This window comes from Actinophytocola sp. KF-1, assembly GCF_054661535.1.
In genome coordinates this window covers 1-25013 of sequence record NZ_BAAFVK010000026.1, presented here as the reverse complement: position 1 = coordinate 25013, position 25013 = coordinate 1, and the positions used below count along the sequence as shown (strand labels likewise).

At 71.3% G+C, this 25013-nt stretch carries 22 protein-coding genes; 13 read left to right on the top strand and 9 right to left on the bottom strand.

Annotation, left to right across the window (positions count from 1 at the left end; genetic code table 11):
• Positions 1 to 2: 2 nt before the first annotated feature.
• On the bottom strand, positions 3 to 1379 hold the full coding sequence (locus tag ACYQ77_RS43830; protein ID WP_459723380.1) for an Hsp70 family protein: 1377 nt from the start codon (positions 1377 to 1379) through the stop codon (positions 3 to 5).
• Positions 1380 to 1659: 280 nt separating this feature from the next.
• Between ACYQ77_RS43830 and ACYQ77_RS43825 the strand changes: the two genes are divergently transcribed.
• The 4 genes from ACYQ77_RS43825 to ACYQ77_RS43810 all read left to right on the top strand — a co-directional run bounded on the left by ACYQ77_RS43825 (position 1660) and on the right by ACYQ77_RS43810 (position 7074).
• Positions 1660 to 3333 carry an IniB N-terminal domain-containing protein gene (locus ACYQ77_RS43825; RefSeq protein ID WP_459723378.1) on the top strand — a complete coding sequence of 558 codons (1674 nt, stop codon included), beginning with the start codon at positions 1660 to 1662 and terminating at the stop codon, positions 3331 to 3333.
• A 96-nt stretch (positions 3334 to 3429) separates the two neighbouring features.
• On the top strand, positions 3430 to 5271 hold the full coding sequence (locus tag ACYQ77_RS43820) for a dynamin family protein (protein WP_459723377.1): 1842 nt from the start codon (positions 3430 to 3432) through the stop codon (positions 5269 to 5271).
• A 67-nt stretch (positions 5272 to 5338) separates the two neighbouring features.
• On the top strand, positions 5339 to 6772 hold the full coding sequence (locus ACYQ77_RS43815; protein WP_459723376.1) for a P-loop NTPase family protein: 1434 nt from the start codon (positions 5339 to 5341) through the stop codon (positions 6770 to 6772).
• Positions 6773 to 6852: 80 nt separating this feature from the next.
• On the top strand, positions 6853 to 7074 hold the full coding sequence (locus tag ACYQ77_RS43810; protein ID WP_184808577.1) for a DUF3618 domain-containing protein: 222 nt from the start codon (positions 6853 to 6855) through the stop codon (positions 7072 to 7074).
• Between the two features lie 62 nt (positions 7075 to 7136).
• Here ACYQ77_RS43810 and ACYQ77_RS43805 read toward each other — a convergent pair whose 3' ends face one another.
• Positions 7137 to 7532, bottom strand: coding sequence for a hypothetical protein (locus ACYQ77_RS43805; RefSeq protein ID WP_459723374.1), 396 nt, complete (start codon positions 7530 to 7532; stop codon positions 7137 to 7139).
• An 89-nt stretch (positions 7533 to 7621) separates the two neighbouring features.
• Complete coding sequence (locus tag ACYQ77_RS43800; RefSeq protein ID WP_459723373.1) at positions 7622 to 8221, bottom strand: TetR/AcrR family transcriptional regulator; 600 nt, start codon at positions 8219 to 8221, stop codon at positions 7622 to 7624.
• A 47-nt stretch (positions 8222 to 8268) separates the two neighbouring features.
• Between ACYQ77_RS43800 and ACYQ77_RS43795 the strand changes: the two genes are divergently transcribed.
• The 9 genes from ACYQ77_RS43795 (at position 8269) to mbp1 (ending at position 19508) form a co-directional block, all read left to right on the top strand.
• Positions 8269 to 9723 (top strand): flavin-containing monooxygenase, encoded by a 1455-nt coding sequence (locus ACYQ77_RS43795; RefSeq protein ID WP_459723372.1) that lies wholly within the window; start codon positions 8269 to 8271, stop codon positions 9721 to 9723.
• 103 nt (positions 9724 to 9826) lie between these two features.
• On the top strand, positions 9827 to 10576 hold the full coding sequence (locus ACYQ77_RS43790; RefSeq protein WP_459723370.1) for a transglycosylase SLT domain-containing protein: 750 nt from the start codon (positions 9827 to 9829) through the stop codon (positions 10574 to 10576).
• A 317-nt stretch (positions 10577 to 10893) separates the two neighbouring features.
• Positions 10894 to 12144 (top strand): MFS transporter, encoded by a 1251-nt coding sequence (locus tag ACYQ77_RS43785; RefSeq protein ID WP_459723368.1) that lies wholly within the window; start codon positions 10894 to 10896, stop codon positions 12142 to 12144.
• A 345-nt stretch (positions 12145 to 12489) separates the two neighbouring features.
• Positions 12490 to 13851: a GGDEF domain-containing protein gene (locus tag ACYQ77_RS43780; RefSeq protein ID WP_459723366.1), complete on the top strand. Its 1362-nt coding sequence runs from the start codon at positions 12490 to 12492 to the stop codon at positions 13849 to 13851.
• Positions 13852 to 14032: 181 nt separating this feature from the next.
• Positions 14033 to 16147, top strand: a complete 2115-nt coding sequence (locus ACYQ77_RS43775; protein ID WP_459723364.1) for a phospholipase A2 — start codon at positions 14033 to 14035, stop codon at positions 16145 to 16147.
• Between the two features lie 223 nt (positions 16148 to 16370).
• Positions 16371 to 18032, top strand: coding sequence for an LCP family protein (locus tag ACYQ77_RS43770; protein WP_459723362.1), 1662 nt, complete (start codon positions 16371 to 16373; stop codon positions 18030 to 18032).
• A 158-nt stretch (positions 18033 to 18190) separates the two neighbouring features.
• Positions 18191 to 18679 carry a helix-turn-helix domain-containing protein gene (locus ACYQ77_RS43765; RefSeq protein ID WP_459723361.1) on the top strand — a complete coding sequence of 163 codons (489 nt, stop codon included), beginning with the start codon at positions 18191 to 18193 and terminating at the stop codon, positions 18677 to 18679.
• A 50-nt stretch (positions 18680 to 18729) separates the two neighbouring features.
• Positions 18730 to 19212 (top strand): DinB family protein, encoded by a 483-nt coding sequence (locus ACYQ77_RS43760; protein WP_459723359.1) that lies wholly within the window; start codon positions 18730 to 18732, stop codon positions 19210 to 19212.
• A 56-nt stretch (positions 19213 to 19268) separates the two neighbouring features.
• On the top strand, positions 19269 to 19508 hold the full coding sequence (gene mbp1 / locus ACYQ77_RS43755; RefSeq protein WP_459723357.1) for a microaggregate-binding protein 1: 240 nt from the start codon (positions 19269 to 19271) through the stop codon (positions 19506 to 19508).
• A gap of 105 nt (positions 19509 to 19613) precedes the next feature.
• Here the strand turns inward: mbp1 and ACYQ77_RS43750 are convergent, their stop codons facing one another.
• The 6 genes from ACYQ77_RS43750 to ACYQ77_RS43725 form a co-directional block, all read right to left on the bottom strand.
• Complete coding sequence (locus tag ACYQ77_RS43750) at positions 19614 to 20816, bottom strand: cysteine desulfurase-like protein (RefSeq protein ID WP_459723422.1); 1203 nt, start codon at positions 20814 to 20816, stop codon at positions 19614 to 19616.
• A 217-nt stretch (positions 20817 to 21033) separates the two neighbouring features.
• Complete coding sequence (locus ACYQ77_RS43745; RefSeq protein WP_459723356.1) at positions 21034 to 22170, bottom strand: endonuclease/exonuclease/phosphatase family protein; 1137 nt, start codon at positions 22168 to 22170, stop codon at positions 21034 to 21036.
• A 24-nt stretch (positions 22171 to 22194) separates the two neighbouring features.
• The gene (locus ACYQ77_RS43740) at positions 22195 to 22770 is read right to left on the bottom strand and encodes a TIGR03086 family metal-binding protein (protein WP_459723354.1); all 576 of its coding nucleotides are present in this window, start codon (positions 22768 to 22770) and stop codon (positions 22195 to 22197) included.
• On the bottom strand, positions 22767 to 23723 hold the full coding sequence (locus tag ACYQ77_RS43735) for a sigma-70 family RNA polymerase sigma factor (RefSeq protein ID WP_459723353.1): 957 nt from the start codon (positions 23721 to 23723) through the stop codon (positions 22767 to 22769). The genes ACYQ77_RS43740 and ACYQ77_RS43735 overlap by 4 nt, the downstream gene beginning before the upstream one ends.
• 88 nt (positions 23724 to 23811) lie before the next feature.
• Complete coding sequence (locus ACYQ77_RS43730) at positions 23812 to 24387, bottom strand: dihydrofolate reductase family protein (protein ID WP_459723351.1); 576 nt, start codon at positions 24385 to 24387, stop codon at positions 23812 to 23814.
• 12 nt (positions 24388 to 24399) lie between these two features.
• The gene (locus ACYQ77_RS43725; RefSeq protein ID WP_459723349.1) at positions 24400 to 24738 is read right to left on the bottom strand and encodes a hypothetical protein; all 339 of its coding nucleotides are present in this window, start codon (positions 24736 to 24738) and stop codon (positions 24400 to 24402) included.
• Between the last annotated feature and the right edge of the window lie 275 nt (positions 24739 to 25013).

Sequence of the window (25013 nt, the reverse complement as noted above, 5' to 3'; positions counted from 1 at the left end):
CTTCAGCCCTCGTCGGGGTCGACGCGGCGGCGTCGCCGGGGCGGGTCGTCGGTGGCCAGTACGCGGTCGTCGTCCGCGAAGTCCCAGGACCGCTGGTCGCGGTCCAGCTCGTCGACCTCGGCGCCGCCGCGCACGCGGCGGGTCAGGCGGGCGAGGCCGCGGGCGGGCGGGTCCAGCGCGGGGATCTCGACCGGCGGCCGGGGCGGCGGTGGCCCGATGTCGGCGACCTCGGAGTCGATGTCGTCGAACCGCATGAGGTCGGTGTGCTGGGTGACCGAGCCCGTGACGGTCGGGGAGACCTGGACGGGCCGCGCCTGCACGGTCGGTTTGGCGACCCGGCCACCCGCGAGCGCCGCGCCGCGGGCGATCGTCGTGGTCGGGTCCTCGGCCGCGACCACGCGCACCCGCACCGCGGCCGACACCAGCTCGGCGATCAGCGGCACCTGCGCGCAGCCGCCGACCAGCACGACGGCGCGGAGCGCGTCCGGTCCGGCGCCCTGGATCGCGCGCCGCAGGATCTGCACGGTGTGCTCGACGACCGGCCGGATCATGCCGTCGAAGTCGGTGCGGTTGACCATCACGGTCGCCTTCTTCGCCCCCGGCGGCGCGGGGACGGTCACCGCGACGGCCGTGGACAGCCGTTCCTTCGCCTCGGCGCACGCGGCGCGCAGTGCGGCGAGCGCGGCAGGCGAGTCGGGCAGTTCGCCCAGCTCGGCGGCCACGTGCTCGGCGAGCAGGTCGTCGAAGAGGTCGCCGCCGAGCACGTCCGCGCTGTCCGCGTGCGCACGCAGCTCGAACCCGAACGCGCCCCGCCGCAGCACGGCCGCCTCGAAGCGGCCCGCGCCGAGCGAGTACACCGCGATCTCCTGCCCGACCTCGACGCGGTCGGTCGCCGCGTAGGCCTCCGCGGCCGCGACCGGCCGGGGGAGCATGGTCAGCTCGGGCAGGTTCAGCTCGCGCAGCGCCGCCTGCAGCACGGACCGGCGGTGTGCACCCCAGCCCACCGGGTGGGTGACCACCAACCGGCTGGCGGGCATGCCCTCGTGCGCCTCCACGCGGTCCACCACCCCCGCGACGAACGCGGCCGCGAGCGACTCGGCCGGGTAGTGCCGTCCCCCTAGGGCGATGGGGACCTCGTCACCGATCCGGTCGAGGAAGTCGCGGGCGACCCGGTCCGGTGCCGCGGCCGCGCCACGACGCGCGGCCGCGCCGACCTCCACAGCGTCGTCGCTGGTCAGGAGCAGTACGGACGCGACACCCTGGTCGGCGCCGTCATCGAGGGGCACGACCGTGGGCTCGCTCCAGCTGTCGTGCCGGTTGTGGCTGACCGCCGCCGTGGTGCGCGCGGTGCCGAGGTCGATCCCGAGGGCGTAGGGCATTGCGGGCGTTACCTCCGTCCGTGCGGGCGGGCTATGTCGTACCAGGGTGCGGGACCCCGTAGGGCAACCCCCAGTGGGGCGGTGGGCGAGCCCCTAACCCCCTAACGAGTGAGTCATTGTTAGCCCTATGGGGCGAAACGACAACTCGGAGTGATCCCCGATGTCCCCCGCGCCCGGCGTCCCTAGGTTGATCTCCGCACGGCGCCGCGGCGTTGTCGAGCCGCACCGTCCCCACCTGGCCACCGCCGCGCGCCAGTTCGAATCCGCTAGGAGAAATTCGTTGTCTTTCTCAGCAGAGACCCTGCACGACTTCGCGTTGAGGCTGCTCAACGACGAGGCCGCGAGGGCTGCCTACGCCGCCGATCCGGTGGGCGTGCTCGGGGAGGCGGGGTTCTCCGACTTGACACCCGCAGACATGCAGGAGGTTCTGACCTTGGTTCGCGACGACATGCCCGTGGCCGCACCGGCCGAGGCCAACGCATCGGCCGAGGCCGAGGCGACGGCCGCGGCTGACGGCTCGGCCGCCCCGATGGACGGCGAGTGCGCCACCGAGGCCCCTGCCGAGGCGCCCGCCCTCCCGGGCCTCGGCGACCTGCCGGTGCTGGGCGACCTCCCGGCGGGGCTGCCCGCCCTGCCCGAGCTGGGTGACCTGGCCGCGGGCGTGCCGGGCCTGGGTGCCCTGCCCGCGCTGGGTGACCTGCCGGTGGACGTCCCCGCCGGCCTGCCCGCCCTGGGTGACCTGCCCGTCGACGTCCCGGCCGGCCTGCCCGCGCTCCCCGAGCTGGGCGACCTGCCCGGCCTCGGCGCCCTGCCCGCGCTGGGTGACCTGCCGGTGGACGTTCCCGCCGGCCTGCCCGCCCTGGGTGACCTGCCCGTCGACGTCCCGGCCGGCCTCCCCGCCCTGCCGGAGCTGGGCGACCTGCCCACCGGCCTCCCGACCGGTCTCCCGGGCCTCGGCGACCTGTCGACCCCGCTCGGCGACCTGACCGCGGGCCTCGACACGGACACCACCCGCCTCGGCGCGGACGTGGACGGCGACCTGGTCGACACCGCGGTCGCCGGCTTCCTGTCGAACCCGTACAACTCCGACGCCCCGACGATCTCGAGCTCGACCAGCACCGCGCTGGGTGACCTCGCGGGCGGCGCGAAGCTCGACCCGGAGGAGTTCGGCGGCTCGGTCCAGGGTTCGTCGGACCTCGTCGACCTCGACGCGGGCCTGGTCGGCCACGCCAGCGGCGACGTCGCCGCCTGGGGCGCGGTGGACACGCCCGCCGGTGGTCTCGCGGGCGGCCTGCACGCCAGCACCGAGGGCTTCGCGGTCGCCGCGCAGTCCCCGCTCGGCAGCATCTCGGCCAACTCGGACGGCGACTTCACCATCGACCCGGCGAACCCGGCCGACCTGCTGGACGTCGACCACCTCGGCACCACCGGCGACGCCGTCGCCGGGACGGTCGCGCACGTCGCGTCGACCGGCGCCGCCGCGGTCACCGACGGCCTCGAGGCGGGCAGCGACCAGCTCGCGGGCTTCCTCACCGGCCCGGCCGCCCCGGTCGCGGACGTCCTGGACACCGCGACCAGCACGGTGACCGACGGCATCGAGCAGGGTGGCGACACCGTCACCGACCACGTGTCGACCCTGCCCGCCGTCGACGACCTGCCGCAGCTCCCCGAGCTGCCCGCGCTGCCGGACGTGCCGACGATCGACTCGGCCGCGCTGCCCGCGGTCGGTGACGTCACCGGTGCGGTCTCCGACACGGTGGCAGGCGTGACCAGCCACCTGCCGGCCGACACCTCGTCGCTGCCGGTCGACACGAGCGCCGTCACCGGCCTCGTGTCCAGCAACCCGGTGACCGATGCCGTCCACGACAGCCCGGTGGGTGGGCTCGTCTCGGGTGTCACCGATCACCTCCCGCAGGACGCCCCGCTGCTGGGCGACCTGGATCTGGGTCTGTAACGCGCCTTTTCAGCCCAGTGGGAAAACGGGGTTAGCCCCAACCCCGAGGAGCCGGGGTCCGTACGCAGTACGGGCCCCGGCCCCCCTTTCACCCAGATGGGGGAGCACGGCACACTCGACCGGGTGAGGACTCAGCCCTGGCTCAGCGTTCTCGACGACACCATCGCGGCGTGCATCACGCATCACCGCACTGACCTGGCAGGAAAGCTGGAGAAGCGCCGTTCGCTGCTCCTCGAACCGACGCTCCGGGTGCCCGTGATCGGCGAGCTGAACCAGGGCAAAAGTCAGTTGGTCAACGCCCTCGTGACGGCGAATGTGTGTGCCGTGGGTGACGATGTGACCACAATCACGCCAACGACTGTAACGCATTCGGCGACCCCCACCGCGGCGCTCGTGACCGAGGCGCCGACGTCCGGGCGGCGCGCGATCGGCCCGTCGAACGAGCCGACGCGGGTGCCCGTGCCGGTGGACGAGGTCGCCCAGCGGGCGCTGGTCAGCCCGCCGGACGTGCACGCCGAGGTCGGCCTGCCGCGGGAGCTGCTCGCCGCCGGGCTCGTGCTGATCGACACGCCCGCGCTCAACTCCACCGGCCCGCAGCGCACCAAGTCCACGTTCGCCGCGCTCGCCACCGCCGACGCCGTGCTCATGATCAGCGACGCCACCGGGGAGCTGTGCGCCTCCGAGCTGGACCTGCTCAAGGAGGTCACGTCGCTCTGCCCCGTCGTCACGGTCGTGCTCACGAAGATCGACATCGTGCCGCGGTGGCGCAAGGTCGCCGAGCGCAACCGCGCCCGCCTCGCCGCCGCCGGCCTGCGGGTGAAGGTCGTGCCGGTGTCGGCGACCGTCCGGCTGGCCGCCGCGCAGACCGGGGACAAGCAGCTCAACGAGGAGTCCGGCTTCGCCGACCTCGTGCGCACCCTGTCCCAGGACGTGCTGCGCAACGGCGACGCGATCGCCCGCGGCGCCACCGCCGTGCTGGCCGCGCAGGCCACCAAGGAGCTGATCGGCCCGCTGACCACCGCGCTGACCGAGACCCGCACCGGTGAGCAGGGCCGCGCCCAGACGCAGTACCGCGCCGCGCAGCACCGGCTCGACGAGCTGCGCAGGCGCACGACCCGCTGGCAGACCATGCTCTCCGACGAGGTCGCCGACCTCATCTCCGACGTGGAGTACGACCTGCGCGACCGCACCCGCAAGATCGTCCGCGTCGCCGACGAGTTCTTCGACACCGCCGACCCGGCCAGGACGTGGGAGGACTTCGGCGACTGGCTGCGGGACGCGCTCGTGGACACCGCCGAGGTCAACTTCGCCTGGCTCGTCGAGCGCTTCCAGTGGGTGGCCGAGAAGATCGCCCGGCAGGTGGCGCTGGAGGAGGCCGTGCCGGAGGAGGTCGCGACCGACGGCCTGCTCGACCACGTCGGCGGGCTGGAGCCGCCGAGGATCGAGAAGTTCACGGTCGGCCAGCAGCTGTTCGTCGGTCTGCGCGGCTCGTACGGCGGCCTGCTCATGTTCGGCCTCGCCACCACGATCGCGGGCATGCCGCTGATCAACCCGATCTCGCTGTCCGCGGGTGCCGCGTTCGGCGCGAAGAGCATCTGGGACGAGCGGACCGGCAGGCTGAAGCGGCGGCAGGCCCTCGCCAAGCAGACGGCACAGCGCCACGTGGACGACTTCTTCCTCTCCTACGGCAAGGCCAGCAAGGACACCGCCCGCCAGGTGCAGAGAAGGCTGCGCGACCACTTCCAGTCGGTCGTGGAGCGGCTGCAGTCGGGCATCGCCGAACAGGCGACCGCCGCCAAGCGGGCCGCGGAGGCGGAGCTGGCCGAGCGGCGGCGCCGCAGCCAGGAGATCGCCGCCGAGATCGACCGGCTCGCCGGGCTGCACAAGCGGATCCAGGCCCTGACCGGGCCGGCCACGCCCCGGGAGCTGACAGCGTGAGCGGAGCTTGCGGAGTGAACCGGTCGGGCACGGCAGCACGGCGTCCCGGAGCCTGCGAGGGGGCGGCGTGACCCTGGCAGACCGCGCGCACTCGATGGTGCGCGACGCACTCGAGCTGTACCGGGACAGCCCGCGCGCCACCAACTGGCTGCGCCGCCACCTCGACCGGCTCGCCGAGCCGCTGCGGGTCGCGGTCGCCGGGCAGCCGGAGACGGGCAAGTCGACGCTGGTGAACTCGCTCGTCGGCGAGGAGATCGCGCCGCTGTCGGTGGAGGAGGGCAGGCAGGTCCTCGCCTGGTACCGAGGGGGCATGCACCCGAGGGCGCAGGTGTACCCGGTACAGGCGCCGCCACGGGACGTGCCCGCCGCGCGGATGGGCGGGCGCCTCCACATCGACCTGGAGGGGTGGCGGGCCGACCAACTCGATCGGGTGGTCGTGGACTGGCCGTCGCGCACGCTGCGTGGTCTCACGCTGATCGACACGCCGGGCATCGACTCCTCGGCGGTCGGCTCGCGGATCTCGCTGGACGCGGACGCCGTGCTCTACCTCATGCGGCAGCCGCACGCCACGGACGTCGGGTTCCTGCAGTCGCTGCAGGACCACCCCATCGCGCGGGAGGCGCCGGTCAACTCGATCGTCGTGCTGTCGCGGGCCGACGAGGTCGGCGGTGGCCGGATCGACGCGCTGACCTCGGCGAAGCGGCTGGCCCGCAGGTACCGCACGGACGTCGGGCTGACCGGCCTGTGCCAGAACGTGATCGCCGTGTCCGGCCTGCTGGCGCAGGCGGGTCGCACGCTGACCGACGAGGAGATGGCGTCGCTCGGTGTGCTGGCCGAGGCGCCCCGCAGGCAGCTGGAGATCGCGATGGTCTCGGCGGACCGGTTCGTCGGCGACGGCGTGGCGCTGCGCCTGGACGCGCGCACCCGGCTCGCGCTGCTCGAACGGTTCGGGATGTTCGGCATCCGCCTGGTCACCACGTTGATCCGCCAGGGCTTCACCACCGTGGACGCGCTGTCGGCGGAGCTCGTGGACCGCAGCGGGCTCACCGAGCTGCGCGAGTCGATCCGGCAGTGCTTCACCGACCGGCACGACGTGCTGAAGGCGCGGTCGGCGCTGCTGGCGCTGGAGGTCGTGCTGCGGATGGAGCCCCGGCCCGCCGCGCGCAGGCTGGTGTCGGCGCTGGAGGCCCTGGTGGTCAGCGCACACGACTTCCGCGAGCTGCGGCTGCTGGCCGCGCTGCACGGCGGGCGGACCACGCTGCCGGACCCGCTGGCCGACGAGGCGCGCAGGCTCGTCGGCGGCGTCGGCACGGAACTGGCCGCGCGGCTGGGTTTCGAGCGCGAGGCGGCGGGGCACGAACTGCACGACGCGGTGTCCGACGCGCTGCGCCGCTGGCAGGAGCAGGCGGAGAACCACGCGCTCGGGTCGGTGCAGCGCCGGGCCGCGCGGGTGGTGGTGCGCAGCTGCGAGGGCATGGTGGCGCAGCTCGCCAGGTACTGACCGGTGGGTCGCACAGCCGTGCACCCGGCGGTGCTCTAGGTTTGTCGGCCTGACAGAACGTTCTTCCGAGGAGGAATCCCGTGGCGCGCGACCCCGACACCATCCAGCGGGAGATCGAGCAGGCGCGGGACGCGCTCGCGTCCACGCTGGACCAGCTCGGCACGAAGGCCAACCCGAAGAAGCTGGTGACCGAGGCCAAGGCGGGCGCGGCGAGCACGCTGAACTCCCCGAAGGTCAAGTACCCGCTGATCGGCGTCGGCGCGCTGATCCTGCTGCTGCTGATCCGCAAGCTCTTCCGCTGACCGCGATGCGGTGAAGGACCCCTTCGTCACCCGACAGCGTGACGAAGGGGTCCCCCATCGGGTCAGCTGCCCGAGGCGGCTGGTTCTTCCTTCTGCGATTCCCCGGCCTTCTCGGCGTCGGACTCCGCGCGCGGAGTCGGGGCCGGCTTCCGCTCCTGCTGCCCGGACTCCTCCGGCTCGGCCGGAGCGGGGACCTCGGCGGGCTGCTCCGGCTCGGTCTTCGCGAGGCGGGCCGTCAGGTACGCCGTGGTGAACTCGACCGCGTCGCCGTTCAGCAGGTGCACCACGGTCTTGTGGCCGGGCTCGTCCGGCGCGATCTTCTCCACCAGCTGGTCCGCGCGATCGCGGGCCGCGATGAGGCCCGGCGCGCGGGCCGTCAGGGTCTGGCCTCTTCCCGTGACCGCGACCGCCCAGTCGTCGCCGTCCGGTGTGTAGTTCACTTCGATCGGGTCAGCCATCTCGTACTCCCGCCCTCCTCGGTCCTCCCCGCCCCCGTGGGGAAGACACGTTCCGCTGACCATAATCGATCGGCGGTCACCGTGCGTGCTCAATTCGGCCGTAGACCGAACCAGACCAACCGCATGACAAGTTCGGCGGCGTCGGCGGCCGACACGTCACGGTGGACATACCACGTGGCCAGCCGTTCACACGCGCCGACGACGATCTCCGCGTACGCCTCCAGCTCGGCGTGCGGCACGTCCGGCAGGAACGACGAGAACAGCGTGACGTTGATCTCCGTCTGCTGCTGGCGGCCCGCCTCGATCTCGTCGACGGCCTGCTGGCCCGCGACCGTCGCCTCGGCCTGGATGATCTTCCACGACTGCCGGTGCGAGTCGATGAACTCGAAGAACGCGGTCAGCCCGCGCCGCAGCGCCTCCTCCGCGGACTCGACGCCCTCGACGGAGGCGATCGTCGCCGCGAGCAGCTCGGCGCGCGCCGTCCTGATGCAGGCGACGAGCAGGCCCTCCTTGGACCCGAAGTACTCGTAGATCATCGGTTTGGAGACGCCGACGCGCTCGGCGATCTCGTCCATGGACGTGTCGCGGTAGCCGCGCTCGGCGAAGATCTCCTCCGCGACCCGCAGCATCTGCTGCTCGCGCTCCGCGCGCGGCATCCGCTTCCTCGGCTGTTCCCTCACAGGCCCCACGGCGTTACTCTACCGGAAGTAACCTACTCCGAGTAAGGTAGGGCGGCATGGAGTTCCACACCGTGGTGATCGGCACCGGCTTCTCCGGTCTGGGCATGGCCATCCAGCTCAAGAAGGACGGCCGCGAGGACTTCGTCGTGCTCGAGAAGGCCGCCGACGTCGGCGGCACGTGGCGCGACAACACCTACCCGGGCTGCGCCTGTGACATCCAGTCGCACATGTACTCGTTCTCCTTCGAGCAGAACCCGCGCTGGTCGCGGTCCTTCTCGCCGCAGCCGGAGATCTGGCAGTACCTGCGCGACGTCACCGACCGGTACGGCCTGCGCCGCCACATCCGGTTCGGCGTCGAGGTCACCGGCGCCCGCTGGGACGCCGACGAGCACCGCTGGCACGTCACCACCAGCAAGGGCGACTTCACCGCGAAGTTCCTGGTCTCCGGCATCGGCGGCCTGCACATCCCGAACATCCCCAAGCTGCCGGGCGCGGAGCGGTTCCGCGGGAAGGCGTTCCACTCCGCCCGGTGGGACCACGACTACGACCTCACCGGCAAGCGGGTGGCGGTCGTCGGCACGGGTGCGAGCGCGATCCAGTTCGTCCCGCGCATCCAGCCGGACGTCGCGAAGCTGACGCTCTTCCAGCGCACCCCGCCGTGGATCATGCCCAAGCCCGACCACGCGATGCCGGAATGGGTGAAGACCCTGTTCCGCCTGGTCCCGGGCACGCAGCGGCTCTACCGCGACGCCATCTACTGGCTGCTGGAGGCGCGTGCGATCGGCTTCAACGGCAGGCCCACGCTGATGAGGCTCGCGTCGCGGATCGCGAAGGCGCACATGCACAAGGCGGTCAAGGACCCGGAACTGCGCCGCAAGCTCACGCCCGACTACGTGATGGGCTGCAAGCGGGTGCTCATCGCCAACGACTACTACCCGGCGCTCACGAAAGCCAACGTCGAGGTCAACACCGACGGCATCCGCGAGGTCACCGAGCACGGGATCGTCGACGACAAGGGCGTCGAGCACGAGGTCGACGCGATCATCTACGGCACCGGCTTCCACGTCACCGACGCCTTCGACTACCTGGACATCACCGGTCTCGACGGGCGTGACCTGTCCAAGGACTGGCGGGACAACGGCATCCAGACCCACCTCGGGATCACCGTCGCGGGCTACCCCAACCTCTTCTTCCTGCTCGGCCCGAACACCGCGCTCGGCCACAACTCGGTCGTGTTCATGATCGAGTCGCAGATCAGGTACGTGTCGCAGGCGATGGCGCTGGTCGAGGAGCACGGCGCCCAGGGGCTGGACACGAAGGAGAGCGCGCAGGCGCGGTTCCAGTCCGACATGCAGCGCAGGCTGGTCAAGGGCGTGTGGACGCAGGGCGGCTGCAAGAGCTGGTACCTGGACTCGCGCGGCGTGAACCGCACCATCTGGCCGGGCTTCACCTGGCGGTACTGGCTGCGCACCCGCAAGATCGAGCCTGCCGACTTCGACCTGGTCGGCTAGCCCAGGCGTGCACTGCGCCTGCACCGCTGTGCACTGGCGCTGGCGGCGGCACCGCCGTGCCCGCGACGCTTCTCCCCGAACGAACACGTGAGGGGAGACGTCCGTGGCCAAGCTGTCGCCTGCGCAGATCGCCGAGTACGCCCACGACGCCGGGTTCCGCGGTCAGGACCTGACGGTGGCGGTCGCCGTGGCGATGGCCGAGTCCGGCGGGGACACCCGCGCGCACAACCCGGTGCCGCCGGACGACTCGTACGGGCTGTGGCAGATCAACATGATCGGCTCGCTCGGGCCGGCCCGGCGCGACCAGTTCGACATCGACAGCAACCGCGAGCTGTTCGACCCGGAGGAGAACGCCAAGGCCGCGTGGGCCATCTCCGGCCACGGCGACTCGTTCCGGCCGTGGACCACCTACACGAGCGGCGCGTACAAGAAGTACCTCGACGACGCCCGCCGTGGCATCCGGGCCATGAAGAAGAAGGACGACGACCGGAAGCCCGGCAAGGATCACGGTCGCGGGCAGGGGCGCGACCGGGACGGGTTCGCCGTCGACCCGGACGCGCTGTCCGGCTACGCCCGCACGACCCGCCACATCGCCGACGACCTGCGGGACCTCTCGACCCACCAGCTCAGGAACGTCCGCGGCCTCGCCGACGACAGCTTCGGCAGGATCGGGAAGGAAACCGGGTTCGCCGCCGCGCTGGACCACTTCGGCGCGGCACTGCAACAGCAGGTCAAGGGCCTCGGCGGGAAGGCCGACCGGATCGCGCACTCGGTGTCGCGGACGGCCCGGGACTACCGCGAGGAGGAGCAGGACATCGAGCAGGTGCTGCTCGGTTTGCTGAAAGACCGGTAGGTCTGTCGCGAAAGCCGCGTTTCACCTGCTTAAACTGTCGAACGTGTACACCGTCCGGGGCATATCTGGTATCTGGGAACAGCGTGGGACCATCGACCGATGCCCACGGTTCTCACAGAGGCCGGTACTCTGAGCTACGTGGTGATGACCCAAGAGCATCAACCACTGACTCGAGATGTAGCTGACCGGGCACCGCAAGTGTCGAGAAGCCTTGCGGTCAGCGGATCGCCAGGCGGCGTGGTCCTCTTAGACCATGGCGGGATCTGCGGACGAAGGTCGACACGGGGGTTGACACGTTGAGCCAACGAGCGCCGGGGATGTCCGCCGTGCTGGCGGTCACCGAGTTCCGCGCGCTCTGGTTCGCCGAGGCGCAGTCGATCTTCGGCGACCAGCTGGCCAAGGTCGCGCTCACGATCCTCGTCTACGACCGCACCGAGTCGGCGCTGTTCGCCGCGCTCGTCTACGCGTTGTCGTACGTGTCCGCGCTGGCGGGCGGCCTCGGGCTGTCCCAGCTGGCCGACCGGTTCCCGCGCCGGTCGCTGATGGTCACGTGCACCTCGGTCCAGGCCGTGCTGGTCGGGTTGATGGCCATCCCGGGCATGCACATAGCGGCGCTCTGCGCCCTCGTACTGGGCGTCGGGCTCGCGCAGGCACCCGCACTCGCCGCGCAGAACGCCGTGACCAGGGAGATCTTCACCGACGACGAGCTGTACCTGCGCAGCCAGGACCTGCGCGGCATCACCACGAACACGCTGATGCTGCTCGGCCTTGCGCTCGGCGGCGTCCTGGTCGTCGCGATCGGCACCACGTGGGCGCTGTCGATCAACGCGGTCACGTTCCTGGTCAGCGCGGTCGTCATCCGCCGCTTCCTGCGCAACCGCCGCGCGGCGGGCCGCAAGGAGGACGGCTGGTTCGGCGCCGCGAAGTGGGTGTTCGGCAACAACCGCATGCGGGTGCTGCTGACGCTGTCCTGGCTCGTCGGGTTCGTCGTGATCCCCGAGGGCCTGGTCGCGCCGCTCGCGAAGGAGCTGAACGCCCCGGACGCCGCCGTCGGCTGGCTGCTCGCCGCCGACCCGCTCGGCTTCGTCTTCGGCACGTACGTGCTGTCCAGGTTCGTCTCGGCCGAGCACCGCGTGCGGATCGTGGGCGCGCTCGCGACGGCGTCGTGCGCGTGCCTCATCGCGTTCGCGCTCGAGCCGCACGTGGTGTTCGCGCTGGTGCTGCTGGCGCTGGCAGGCGCGTTCGGCGCCTACCAGATCACCGTCAGCGCCACGTTCAACACACTCGTCCCCAACGAGATCCGGGGCGGTGCGTTCGGCGTGATCCGTGCCGGGCTCCGGGTGTCCCAGGGCATCGGCGTGGCGATCGGGGGCGCGGTGGCCGAAGGGATTGGCTCCGCGTCCACCACGATCGCGCTCGCCGGTGCGGTCGGTGTGGTGATCGCCGTGCCTGCCACCATCGCGTGGGCCAGGCAGAACCGCGCCGAGAACGCGGTCTACGCGGCCGGGGCGAGGAGCGACAAGGCGAAGAACCGGACCGGGGGGCGGCCGGAGACGTCACGGGCGTGACGAACCGTCGAATTCGTCCGGGGACGGTGTTGGCAGATCAGTACTCGCGGTCCGACATCACGAATTCACCTCCCGCCGACGGGCTGCGATCAGTGACCCGAGCCGTCACTGACAGCGAACCTACGGAGGTGGCGCATAACTCACAGTGGGAACTCATCAGGGGGACCTCCCGCCCGGGGGCTGGCAGCAGGTGTCGTCAATCCGCCTACACCGGGTCAACGACTGAGAGAATAGTAACCGGTCGGTGTGCATCGCGGTTTTCCCACCGTTCCGCACACATTGGTGAGCGATGTTGATGCAGGATGTAGGCCCATGTCGTTCACCGCTCGAGAGGGAGCCAGGCCGGTGGCACCTGACGACGCGAGTACGCCGGCGGAGCCGGTGGCACTGTCGTCCACCAGTGTGAACGACGAACGCGCCGCGAAGAAGAGCGAGCGCAAACTGAACATCGTCCATCCCCGCGAGTGGGCGTTGTGGAGCCAGCCGCGGCGGATCGTCACCTACCACCTCGGCTTCGAGGCCGTGGCACTGGCCGCGATGATCTGGGCCTGTGTCACCGCGCCCGCGCCCGGCCGGGCGGACTGGTTCCGGTTCGTGGCACTGGCGTTGTGCGCGACACTGCACATCCAGTTGTCACGGCGGCAGGAGGAGCGGCGCCGGAGCAAGCGCACGAAGCCCCAGGTCTATGTGGACCTGACCGGCATCTGGTCCTTCCCCGGCGTGCTGGTGCTGCCCATCCACCTGGCGTTGCTGCTGATCGTCGTCAGCCGTGCCCAGCGCTGGTTCGTCGCGCGCAGGCAGCCGCACCGGTTCGTGTTCGCGGCGTTCTCGATGATGCTCGCCGCGACCATCGCCCACGAGGTCGTCGACGTGCTCGGCGACCGGGGGTGGGTGTCGTTCGGCGCGATGGGCTCGCTGAGCTCCTTCAAGGAGTTCGCGGTGATGGTCGTCGCCGGGTTGATCTACGGCGGTCTGCAGGCGCTGTTCATCGGCATCGTCCTCGCGCTCGCGGACAGCCAGGCGACCGTGCGGACCCTGTTGGGCAGCAAGGAGGACAACGAGCTCGAGGCGGTCACCATCGCGCTGGGCGTCGTGGCCGCGGTGCTCGCCGTCAACCTCCCCGCCGCGCTGGTGATCATGGTGGCCATCGGCGTGATCGGCAACCGGATCGCCGAGGTCCGTCAGTTGCAGGTGGACGTTCGAACGGATCCCAAGACGGGGTTGCTCAACATGCGAGGCTGGCGCGAGGTCGCCGAGCGGGAGATGAACCGGGCGAGCCGCGACGACCTGCCGTGCGCGTTGCTCATGGTCGACCTCGACCACTTCAAGTCGATCAACGACACGTGGGGGCACCCGGCGGGCGACGACGTGCTCGAGTACGTCGCGCACGCGCTGCGCAGCGCGACCCGCCCGAGCGACGTGATCGGCAGGTTCGGCGGCGAGGAGTTCGTCCTCCTGTTGCCCGACGCCGACTCCGCCGAGGCCGAGGCGGCCGGGGAACGAATCCGCCAGACGATTTCCGAACTGCACGTGCCGACCACGGACAAACGCGGTGGTCCGGTGGCCATCTCGAATCGGACCACCTCGATCGGGGTCGCTGTATACCCCGTTCACGCGACCGCCTTGGACTCTCTGCTGCAGGCCGCCGACGCCGCCGTTTACGAAGCCAAAGAAGGCGGCAGAAACCAGGTCCGTCTCGCGGGCTGACGAGAGCGCACACCCCGAGTTGCGATTTCGCAGAGATTTCGGATTCGAGGTTTGGAACGCGGATACCCGTTTCGATCACCCTGGGGAACCACGCGGACCCTCTCTGTAGTACCGGGGTAGGGGGCAGAGATCAGGGTCAATCCGGATGGCCGAGGTGATCTCGGCGAGTAGCCTTCGGGCCATGGGGAAACCAGGACGGTTGCCCCGGTTCAGCGCACTGGTGGCGATCGTGCTGGCGGCGGCCGGCTTCGCGGTGATCGCCTCCCGGCCGGACCCGCCGAGGTACGAGCCGCCGACGGGGGACGTCGCCAAGGCGGCACAAGCGATCGAGGACCAGCTCGACCCCGAGTCGGGGCGGGACCCGATCGCGGACCTCCCGGCGGACTTCGAAGAGGTCAGCGGGCGCGAACCGGTGCACATGACAGCGCCTGACGGCACGACACGTGCCGTGCACCCGGACGGGGGGTGCTCGTCGCCGTGGGGGGCGACGCAGTGGGACTACAGCGTGGGGTGCAAGGCGCACGACCTGGGCTACGACCTGCTCCGCTACGCCGAGGCCAAGGGGCAGCCGCTGTCGCCCGAGCTGCGGGAACGGCTCGACGACCGGCTCTCCGCCGACATGCACGCGCAGTGCCGCTACAACCCGCTCGGCTCGCCGGGCACCTGCGAGGTCGTCGCGTCCATCTACACCGCGGGCCTCGTCGTCAACTCCTGGCACCAGCGGTGGGGGCCGCCGCGCAACGAGCCGGTCGGCGTGTGGTCGATCGCGATGATCGTGATCATGTTGCTGATCATGGCGCGGGCGCCGGCCATCGCGCGCAAGGGCGCGCCGAAGGTCCGCTCGGTACACCACCGGCCCGTGCTGACCGAGACCGAGCAGGCACAGGCGCACAGCATGAGCCTGCTGCGCATCCTCAGCCTGACCGGCATCGTCCTCGGCGAGTCGCTGCTGGCGTTCACCATGCGCGGCGACTCGGAACCGGCGTGGGCCTGGCCGCTCACCTGGTTGCTGCAGCTGGTGCCGCTGTTCTTCCTCGCGGGCGGTCATTCGAACCTGCTGGCGTGGCGGGCCGTGGAGGGCCACTACGTCACCTATCTCGTCAGCCGGGTCGGCTGGCTGATCCGGCCGGTGCTCGCGTTCGTGATCGCGTGGCTGGTCATCCCGCTGTCGCTCGAACTGCTGCGGGTCCCGGAGAGCGGGGTCGCCGCGTTCAGCAGGATCATCGTCCAGCCGCTGTGGCTGCTCGGCCTGTACGTGCTGGTCGTGGCGCTCACCCCGCTCATGCACCGGTTGCACACGGCGTTCCCGGTGGTCACGCCGCTGGTGCTGCTGGCGGCGGTGGCCGGGCTGAGCTTCGTCGGCGGCTCGGTGGCCGCGCACGCGGGCGGCGTGCTGGTCGCGCTGCTGTTCGCCCAGCTGGCCTTCCACTACGCCGACCGGACGCTCTGGCGGATCCCGCGGCGGGTGCTGCTCGCGGCCGCCGCGGCCGCGTTCGCCGGGCTGGTGCTGCTCACGGTGTTCGGCGCGCAGCCGAAGCTGCAGCTCGCCGAGCCGACCGGGTACGCGGCGTTCGCGCCGTCCCTCGCCGGCGTGCTGCTCATCGGCATCGTGCAGACCGCGCTGGTGGCGCTGCCCCGCGAGGCAGGCCTGCGTGCGCTCACCACCAGCGCCCCGGCGCGCGTCGCCGCCGTGGTCAGGGCCGCGCCCATGACCGTCTACCTGGTGTACCTGTGCGCGATGCTCGTGCTGGAGGGCCTGCTCGGGGTGGTGAGCAAGGCGGGTGTCGGCTGGCTCACCGAACCGCGCATGATCTTCGCCGTCGGGCTGATCGCCATGCCGACGCTGCTCGCGTTCCTGTGGTTCGAGCGCCGCCCGCCCGCACCAGCCGAACCGGCGACCGGCCCGCCGCCCGTACGGGGCCGGCAGGACACCCTCGCCGCGGTCCTCGGCGTCGCGTACGGCGCGCTCGGCGTGGTCGGCTTCGCCGTCGCGGGGCTGTCCGGGTGGGACGGGTCGGCCGACGTGCTGGGCCTGCCCGTCGACCCGATGGCGAACCTGATCCACCTGCTCATGGGCTGGTACCTGCTGCACTGCGTCCACCTGCACACCAGCGCGCGGCCGGGGCCGTGGCTGGTGACGGCCATCGCATGCGTGCCGCCCATGCTGACGACCGTCAGCGGGCCCGGCACCGTGGTGCACGGCGTGACAATGGCCGGGGCACTGGTCGTCGCCCTGGTGTGTACGCCCGTGCTGACCCGGGCAACCAGTCCTGGACCGGCACCCGCCGGACGCTGACCCGGGGCGAAATCCCGCGTCGGTGCGATCACGTTCGGCGACGTATGCCACCCTACGGGACAACCGTGCGGGGTCCGGGCGCGTCTCTAGTCCGGGAGAGCGGTTTCAGCGGGAGCGGGAGGGAACAGGGGTGAGTTATCGGCCGCCGAGGTCAGAAGGGCCACGGCCCGGGCGTGGCCGGCAGCAGCCGCCGTCGCGTGACGGCAGGCGCACGCCTCCACCCGTGAACTCCGGGCGCGTGGTCGCGGGTCGTACCGGCGGCATCGCCGACCGGCGTGAGCGTGCCCGCGCCGAAGCCCCGACCGAGCGCAGCAAGCCCGCGCCGAGGACGTCGGACGCGCGCTGGCAGCCCAAGCCGCCGCCCGCGCCGAGGCCCCGGCCGAGGAAGTCCCGCAGGCCCGGCCTGATCGGCGCCAAGACGCTCGTCGCGCTGCTGTCCGCGGTCGTGCTGGTCGGCACCGGCTACTACGCGAACCGGCTCGACGAGTTCGCCGACGGGCTCGCCACCCGGGACGTCATCGACCAGCCGCAGGTCGAGAAGCCCGCGGACGGCGCGATCGACATCCTGATGGTCGGCATGGACAGCCGTACCGACGCGCAGGGCCACCCGCTGTCCGACGAGCAGCTCGCCATGCTGAACGCGGGCGTCTCGGACGGCGAGCAGAACACCGACACGCTGATCATGATCCGGATCCCGAATGACGGCGGTCCCGCGGTCGGCGTGTCCATGCCGCGCGACTCCTACGTCGAGATCCCCGGCTACGGCCAGCACAAGATCAACTCCGCGTACGCGCGCGCCAAGAACGAGGCCATGGCCAGGCTGCGCGAGGAGGGCGTCGCCGACGAGGCCGAGCTGCAGGTGCGCTCCAACCAGGAGGGCGCGAAGAAGCTGATCGAGACGATCCAGAACCTGACCGGCGCGGGCATCGACCACTACGCCGAGATCAACCTGCTCGGCTTCTACGACATCACCAAGGCCATCGGCGGCATCGAGGTGTGCCTGAACCGGGCCGTCAAGGACGAGTACTCCGGCGCGGACTTCATCAAGGGGCGGCAGACGATCGCGGGCCGGAAGGCGCTCGCGTTCGTGCGGCAGCGCCACGGCCTGCCCAACGGCGATCTGGACCGCATCGTGCGCCAGCAGGTGTTCATGTCCGGGATGGCCAAGAAGATGCTCTCCGGCGACATGCTCGCGCCGGGCTCGGAGACGCTCGACAAGCTGCAGGCGGCGATCCAGAAGTCGGTCGTGCTGGACCAGGACTGGAACATCATGCAGTTCGCCCAGCAGATGATGGGCATCACCGGCGGCAAGGTGGAGTTCAAGACCATCCCGCACGGCACGATCGACCTGCAGACCGACAGCGACGGCTCCGCGGTCGAGGTCGACCCGGACGAGGTGAAGGCGTTCGTCGACGGCCTGATCGGCAAAAAGGACGACAAGGGCGGAACGGGCGCGCAGACGGACGACAGCACCCAGGACAACAGCAAGACGACCGTCAACGTGCGTAACGCGTCGAACGTCGGCGGTCTCGCCAAGTCCGTCGCCGACGAACTGGGTGCCAGGGGCTTCACCAAGGGGGACGTCGGCAACGCCGACAACCGTGACTCCACTGTGGTCCGGTACCCCGCCGGCGAGAAGGCCGCCGGCGACCGGGTGGCCGCCGCGCTGGGCGGGAACATGCAGGTCGAGGAGGACGCGAACCTCCCGGCCGGCACCGTGACCGTCCTCCTGGGAGCCGACTACGCCGGCCCCGGTGCGTCCGGTTCGGACAGTGCGGCCGGGAACGGCGACGGGCTCGCGGGCGACCGGCTCCTCGACCTGTCGGGCAGCGGCGCGGCGCACGCCCAGCAGCCCAAGCAGAACACCGGTGGCTGCGTCAACTGACGTAGCCGAATCCTGCTGTTCGGACGTAGGAGTTCACCCGAAAGGGGTACTCGCAAAAGCAAATACTGAAAACCCGCGTAATCGGTCGCGGGTTGGTCGCTTCCTCATATGTCGGCAGGCCGGTCGGGGACCGGGGTGCCACGGAGAGAGGGGCGATCGTGCAGCTGGACACAGCGAACTACCAGCGGATTCTCGGCGACGAGCTGCGCCGTCTGCGCAAGCAGCGCGGGTGGACGCGGCGAGATCTCAACCGTCGGCTGCAGAGCGACATCTCCCTCCAGACCCTCGCCACGTACGAGCTCGGCACGAGACAGTGTTCGGTCGTGCGGCTCGTGGAGATCTGCCTCGCGCTCGACGAGGTGCCCCACGAGCTGATGGCGCGGGTCCACCAGCGGGTGTTCAGCGACTCCCCGGTCGGTCGCATCCGCATCGACCTGCACAAGGTCGTCCGCGACGCGCAGCCGGAGCTGCTGCCGCTGCGGCGGTGGGCGAAGGGGCGGCTCAGCGAGCTGAACGGCACGCCGGGGCCCGCGGACGTGAGCCTGGACATCTCCGCGCTGGAGCGGATGGCCGAGCTGTGCGGGCTGGAGACGGTGGAGCTGATCGCCCGGCTCCGCGCCATCTCCGGGACACCCGGTCCGGGCTAGCGCTGTCGCGCCGCCGGTTTTTGTCGGTGCACCGGTTTACTCTCCTTCGCATGGCCCGACCAGAGAACGCGGTGGCGACGGCCGCCGAGCGCCCGATGCTGGAAGTGTGGCTGGACACCTTCCGCGCCGCCGTCGTCGACAAGATCACCGGTCTGTCCGAAGTGGACATCCGGCGCAGGCTGGTGCCGTCGCTCACCACCGTCGGCGGCGTGGTGAAGCACCTGCGATGGGTGGAGACCGGCTGGTTCGAGTACTTACTCGGCGCGCGCTCCGGCGACAACCGGCGCGCGCACCCTCGGGACTGGGAGTTCACCGTCCAGCCCGATGACACCGCCGCCTCGCTGATCGAGGAGTACCGGGCCGCGTGCGCCCGCTCGCGCGAGGTGGCGAAGGACTTCGCACTCGACGACGTCGTACCGCACCACGAGATGGGCAGCGTGTCCGTGCGCTGGATCTACGTGCACCTGATCGAGGAGACCGCGCGGCACGCCGGGCACCTGGACATCCTGCGGGAGCAGATCGAGGTTTTGTAGTCACCCCGCCGGGTAGTTCTGGTGTGTACCGGACTCCAGTCGGGAGGTGCAGAACGATGCCGGACAGGAGTGGCCCAGCCGAGGGCGTCAAGGGCGTCGTCGAGGACATCAAGGGCAGGTTCAAGGAAGCGGCCGGCGCGATCACGGGGGATGACTCCAAGGTCCGTGAAGGTCAGGCCCAGCAGGACAAGGCCGGGGCACAACGCGAGGTGGCGGAGAAGGAAGCCGCCGCGGAGCGCGCGAGGGCCGAAGCGGACATGCATGAGGCGCGCGAAAGGTCCCACCAGGACCGATGAGCGCACCATGCCCACGGCGCCGGTGACGACACGTCCCGGCGCCGTGGATTGTCTCGATGCCGACGGTGGCGCCGGGGATGCTCCTCGGCGCCACCGTGCGTCCCGCTACCTGCGGACCGCCGCGACCGCCTCGAGTAGACGGTCCACATCGGACTTGCTGGTGTACGGGGCGATACCCGCGCGCACCGCGCCGCCGTTCTCGATGCCCAGCACCTTCGCGCACTCGTAGGCGTAGAACGTGCCCGCCGGTGCGTTCACGCCGCGGTCCGCCAGCGCGCGGTACGTCTCCGCCGGTGCCACGCCGGTCACCGTGAACAGCGTGGTAGGCGTGCGCTGCCGGTCCGGGTCGCCGTAGCGCTCGACGCCGGACAGGTCCGCGAGTCCGTTGTCCAACTGGGACAGCAGCACCTGCTCGTGGTGCTCCAGCGCCTCCATCGACGCGGCAAGGCGGTCGCGGCGCGAGCCCGTGCCGGGGACCAGGTCCGCCAGGAAGTCGACCGCGGCCGTCGTGCCCGCCAGCGACTCGTAGGGCAGGGTGCCGTACTCGAAGCGCTCCGGCACGATGTCCGACGACGGCAGCAGCTTGTCCGGGCGCAGTTCCTCCAGCAACGCGGGCGCGGCGGCGAGCATGCCCAGGTGCGGGCCGAGGAACTTGTACGGTGAGCACGCGTAGAAGTCCGCGCCCAGCGCGGCCACGTCGACGAACGCGTGCGGGGTGTAGTGCACGCCGTCGACGTACACCAGCGCACCGACGGCGTGCGCCGTCGCCGCGATCGTCGGGATGTCGGGGCGGCTGCCCAGCAGGTTGGACGCCGCGGTCACCGCCACGAGCCGGGTGCGCGCGGAGATCACGGTCGCCACGTCGTCGGCGGTCAGCACGCCGGTGGCGGGGTCGAACGTGGCCCACCGCACGGTGGCGCCGGCGGCCTGCGCGGCCTGGACCCACGGGCGGACGTTCGCGTCGTGGTCCAGCCGGGTCACCACCACCTCGTCGCCGGGGCCCCACGTCTTCGCGAGCGTCCGGGCGAAGTCGTAGGTGAGCTGGGTCATGCTGCGGCCGAACACGATGCCCGCCGGGTCGCCCCCGACGAGATCGGCGCCCGCCGCACGGGCGGCGTCGACGATCTCGGTGGCCCTGCGCTCCGCCGCGGTGACCGTCCCCTTGTTCGCGACCGCCGACCGCAGCACGCCGGCGACCGCGTCGGCGACCTGTGCCGGTGACTGCGAGCCACCCGGCCCGTCGAAGTGGGCGGCACCCTCGTCGAGTGCGGGGAAGTGTGCCCGCACCGCGGTCACGTCGTAGGACATGCAGACCTCCGGCCAGCCGTCGAAGTGGTACGCCACCTACATTAGGCATGGCAGACGACCGGCCGACGACGGCCAGGACACCGCGAGTCTCGCTCTCACGCATACCGAGTTGTACGTTTCGTGCAGAAGGTCGCCGGCGCGGGCGCCGGCGATGTGCATGAAACCGGCAACTCGGTGTGCGCGAGAGCGCGACTCGCGATGGTGGGCGCGGCGCGTGCTAGAGGTCCAGCTCCACCACCACGGCGGCGTGGTCGGACGCCTGCTGGTTGTGGTTCCGCATCTCCGGGTACGTGTACCAGTCGGTCGGGCGCGTGGTCCTGGTGCCCCACAGGCCGTGCCGGAACACGTGACCGGACCGGAAGCGGCGTTTCAGCGACTTCGACACCAGCACGTAGTCGAGCCGGTTGCGGATGCCGCACGCGTCGAACGTGCCGGGCCGCTTGCCGACGTCGAACCCGGGGAGGTCGTAGCACGACAGCAGCGGCCCGTCGAACAGGTCCTTCAGGTTCGCGGGCGGCTGGGTCAGCGACGGCTGGCCCTCGTTCAGGTCGCCGAGCACGACCACGTTCTTCCGCGCGGCCACCAGCTCGTCCGCGATGCGGCGGACCTCCTGCGCCTGCCGCCTGCGTTTCGCGCCACCGCCGCCCGACTGCGACTTGAAGTGGTTGACCAGCACGTGCAGCACCGCGCCGGACGGGGTGCGGATCTCGTACTGCGGGCAGTCGCGGGAGAACACCGGGTCGTCGCCGTCCTTGATGTCCACATTGGACCTGATGGACCGGATGTCGTAGCCCGCCTTGGTCATGATGCCGACGTCGATGCCGCGGTCGTCGTTGCCGTCCACCAGCATCACGTGCTCGTACCGGCCGCCGAGCAGTTCCTTGTTGAGCCGCACCAGCGACGGGCGGTCCTCCACCTCGACGAGCGCGAGCACGTCCGCGTCGATGTCGGCGATCACACGGGCCGTGGTGCGGGTGCCGATCTCGTCGACCGGCTCCTTCGCCAGCTCCACCCAGCCGATCCAGTCGGCGCGGCCCTTCGCGATGATCTCGACGTCCTTGGCGGGGTCCTGCGGCTCGCGGTCGAACGTGCCGCGGTTCTTGCGCAGCCACGCCCACCTCGGGTCGCGGGCCTGGTTGCGGCGCACCACGCCGTTCCGGACCGTGTAGATCTCCAGCACCACCAGGAGTTCCCGCATCCGGTCGCGGGCCGCGGGGGTGTACTCCTCGGCCGCGGCGAGCTCGTTGAACTCGGAGTAGGCGGCCAGGATCGGCGCGCCTGCCGACCGGTCGGACGTGTCGAACGCCTTCGGTCGCGCGAACAGGTTCTCGACGTTGAACGACGCCACTCTCATACCGGAGAGGTCGTGGCGGCCGACCTACCGATACGTCCACTGGGGATGCCGGCCCAGAAGGGCGACCAGCCGGTCGCCGGGCGCTGCCCAGAAGGGCGTGCCGACCACCGCCGCGAACCGCGCGGGCCGGTCCTCGGGCGACACCAGCAGTGGTACCAGGTCGAGCATCTCGCTCGCCAGCTCGTCCGGCACCGTCCCGTCCGCGCCGCACGCGCGCGCCACGTCCCACCCGTGCACCGCCACCTCCAGCGCACCGGTGGTGGTGACGATCGCGGTCGTCAGCGCCAGCTCGCCGAGGTCGACCTCCTTGCGGGGCACGGGCGGTGTCCACGCGCCGACCAACCGGGTGGCCCGGTCCCGCAGCATCGCGATCGGGTCGCTGCCCGTGTAGTCGCCGGAGTCGGGGAACACCCGGCCGAGCGTGGCCGCCTCGTGCAGGGCCAGCAGCGAGTCGTTGACGTGGTCCAGCAGGGTCCGCAGGTCCCAGCCCGCGCACGGGGTCGGGCGGCCGAGGTCCACGCCGTCGGCGGCGTCGAGGCAGGTCAGGGCGTGGTCGACGGCGCGTGCCAGCAGGCCGACGCCGCCGAGCAGCGGCCTCATGCCGTGCTCGGCAGGCCGAACGTGTCGAACAGGCGCAGGTCGAAGAACGACACCACGTGCGTGAACCGGTCGCCGCGCACCGTGAACGTCTGCAGCGTGAACGGCCGGAACACGCCGTCGTCGCCGCGCAGGTACATGCCGAGCGCGGGCTCGCCGTTGGCCTCGGTGTGCGCGAACCGGAAGTCGCCCGGACCGCCGGGGCACTGGCGGGCCAGGTGCCGTGCCACCTGTTCGGGGCCCTGGAACCAGGTGGTGAACGGCGGCATCTCCCACACCGCGTCCTCGGCCAGCAGGGCCACGATCGCGTCGACGTCCTTGCGTTCGAACGCCTCGACGTACCGGGCCAGCAGCCGCCGCTTGTCCTCGGTGCTCGGCTCGACCACGTCGTCCGGCGTCGGCGCGACCGCCTCGAGCTGGGCGCGGGCCCGCTGCAACGCCGAGTTCACGGCCGCGGTCGTGGTGCCGAGTAGTTCCGCGACCTCGGCGGCCCGCCACGCGAGCACGTCCCGCAGGATCAGCACGGCCCGCTGCCTGGCGGGCAGGTGCTGCAGCGCGGCGACGAACGCGAGCCGCGTGCTCTCCTGCGTGGTGACGATCGCGGCCGGGTCCTCGTCGTCGTCGCTCGGCATCGGCTCGAGCCACGGCACCTCGTCGCGCTTCTCGAGCGGCAGGCCGCCGGTGTCGCTGGGGCCGCCGAGCCCGGTGGGCAGCGGACGCCGGCCGCGGCTCTCCAGCGCGGTCAGGCACTGGGTGGTCGCGATCCGGTACAGCCAGGTGCGCAGCGTGGAGCGGCCCTCGAACTTGTCGTAGCCGCGCCACGCGCGGAGCATGGTCTCCTGGACCAGGTCCTCGGCGTCGTGCACCGAGCCGAGCATGCGGTAGCAGTGCGCGAGCAGCTCCCTGCGGTACGGGTCCGCCTGGCTCAGGAAGTCCGGCTCCGTCTCGACGGTCATGCGCCCGGTCCTTTCTCCTCGTACCGGTACAGACCTCCGCTGGGTGGGAAACTCATCGGCCGGCCGCCGACGAGTTTCCCACGGGCCGTCAGTGCAGCACCCGAAACCGCAGGTGCGTGGCCGCCGGGGTGGCGATCGCGCTGACCCGCTCCAGTCGCATGCCCGAGGGCAGCGTCTCGAACAGGCGGGTGCCGCCGCCGATCAGGATCGGGACCACGTGCACGGACAGCTCGTCGACCAGCCCGAGCGGCAGCCCCTGCTGCATGACGGTCGCGCCGTGCAGGCCGACCACCTTGTCCCCGGCCACCGCCTTGGCCTGCTCGATGGCGCTCTTCACCCCGTCGGTGACGAACGTGTACACGGGCGGGTAGGCCTTGGCCGGCGCGTGGTGGGTGACCACGAAGACGGGGACGTCGCCCATCGGGCCGCCGTCACCCCAGCCGCCGTCACCCTCGTTCTTGTCGAACGACTTGCGCCCCATCACGACCGCGCCGCAGGACGCCATCGCCTCCTCGATGATCGCCTTGTCGTCGTCGGTCGGGTCCTTGAACAACCAGTCGTGCAGGGTGTCGGCGCCGTCGCCGAACGGGTTCTCGCGGCTGTCGTTGGGGCCGGTGACGTAGCCGTCGAGGGACATGGACATGTCGCAGATGACGCGTGCCATTTCGGTTTCCTCCTACGCTGCGGTGGATGCGGTGAGACTCGCCTCGCACGCGGCGACCAGTTGGGCGTCGGCCCTGGTCCGCGCACCGCGCCCGCACCTGGGACAGCGCACCGCCACGGTGCGGGCGACCTCGTCGACCGCGACCTCGAGCGCCCGCCCGCACGGCCGGCACCAGCGGTGCCCGGTGATCCGGCTGACGTGCAGGTCGCTGTGGCAGCACTGGTGGATCCAGCGCCGGTGGGCGGGGCAGGTGACGCGGTCGAGCGGGTCGAGCCAGCCGGTCTCCTCGGCCGTGTCCTCGGCCATGAGCGCGTCGGCCAGTGCGTTCCTGGTGACCAGGGTGGTTGTCATGGCGCTGTCCTCTCCGCTCGGCGTGTCTCACCGACGCGTCGGACGGGGGGAGCGGTTTTCGACAGGGTCTGTGAAGATTTTTTGGACGCGGGGTCGGGGGTGGGGTTTTGGGTTGTGCGGGGGGTGCCCGCCTGGTCCGTTTCGCGGGGGGTGCCCGCCAGGCCCGCTCCGCGGGCGGAGCCCGCCAGGCCCGCTCCGCGGGCGGAGCCCGCCAGGCCCGCTCCGCGGGCGGAGCCCGCCAGGCCCGCTCCGCGGGCGGAGCCCGCCAGGCCCGC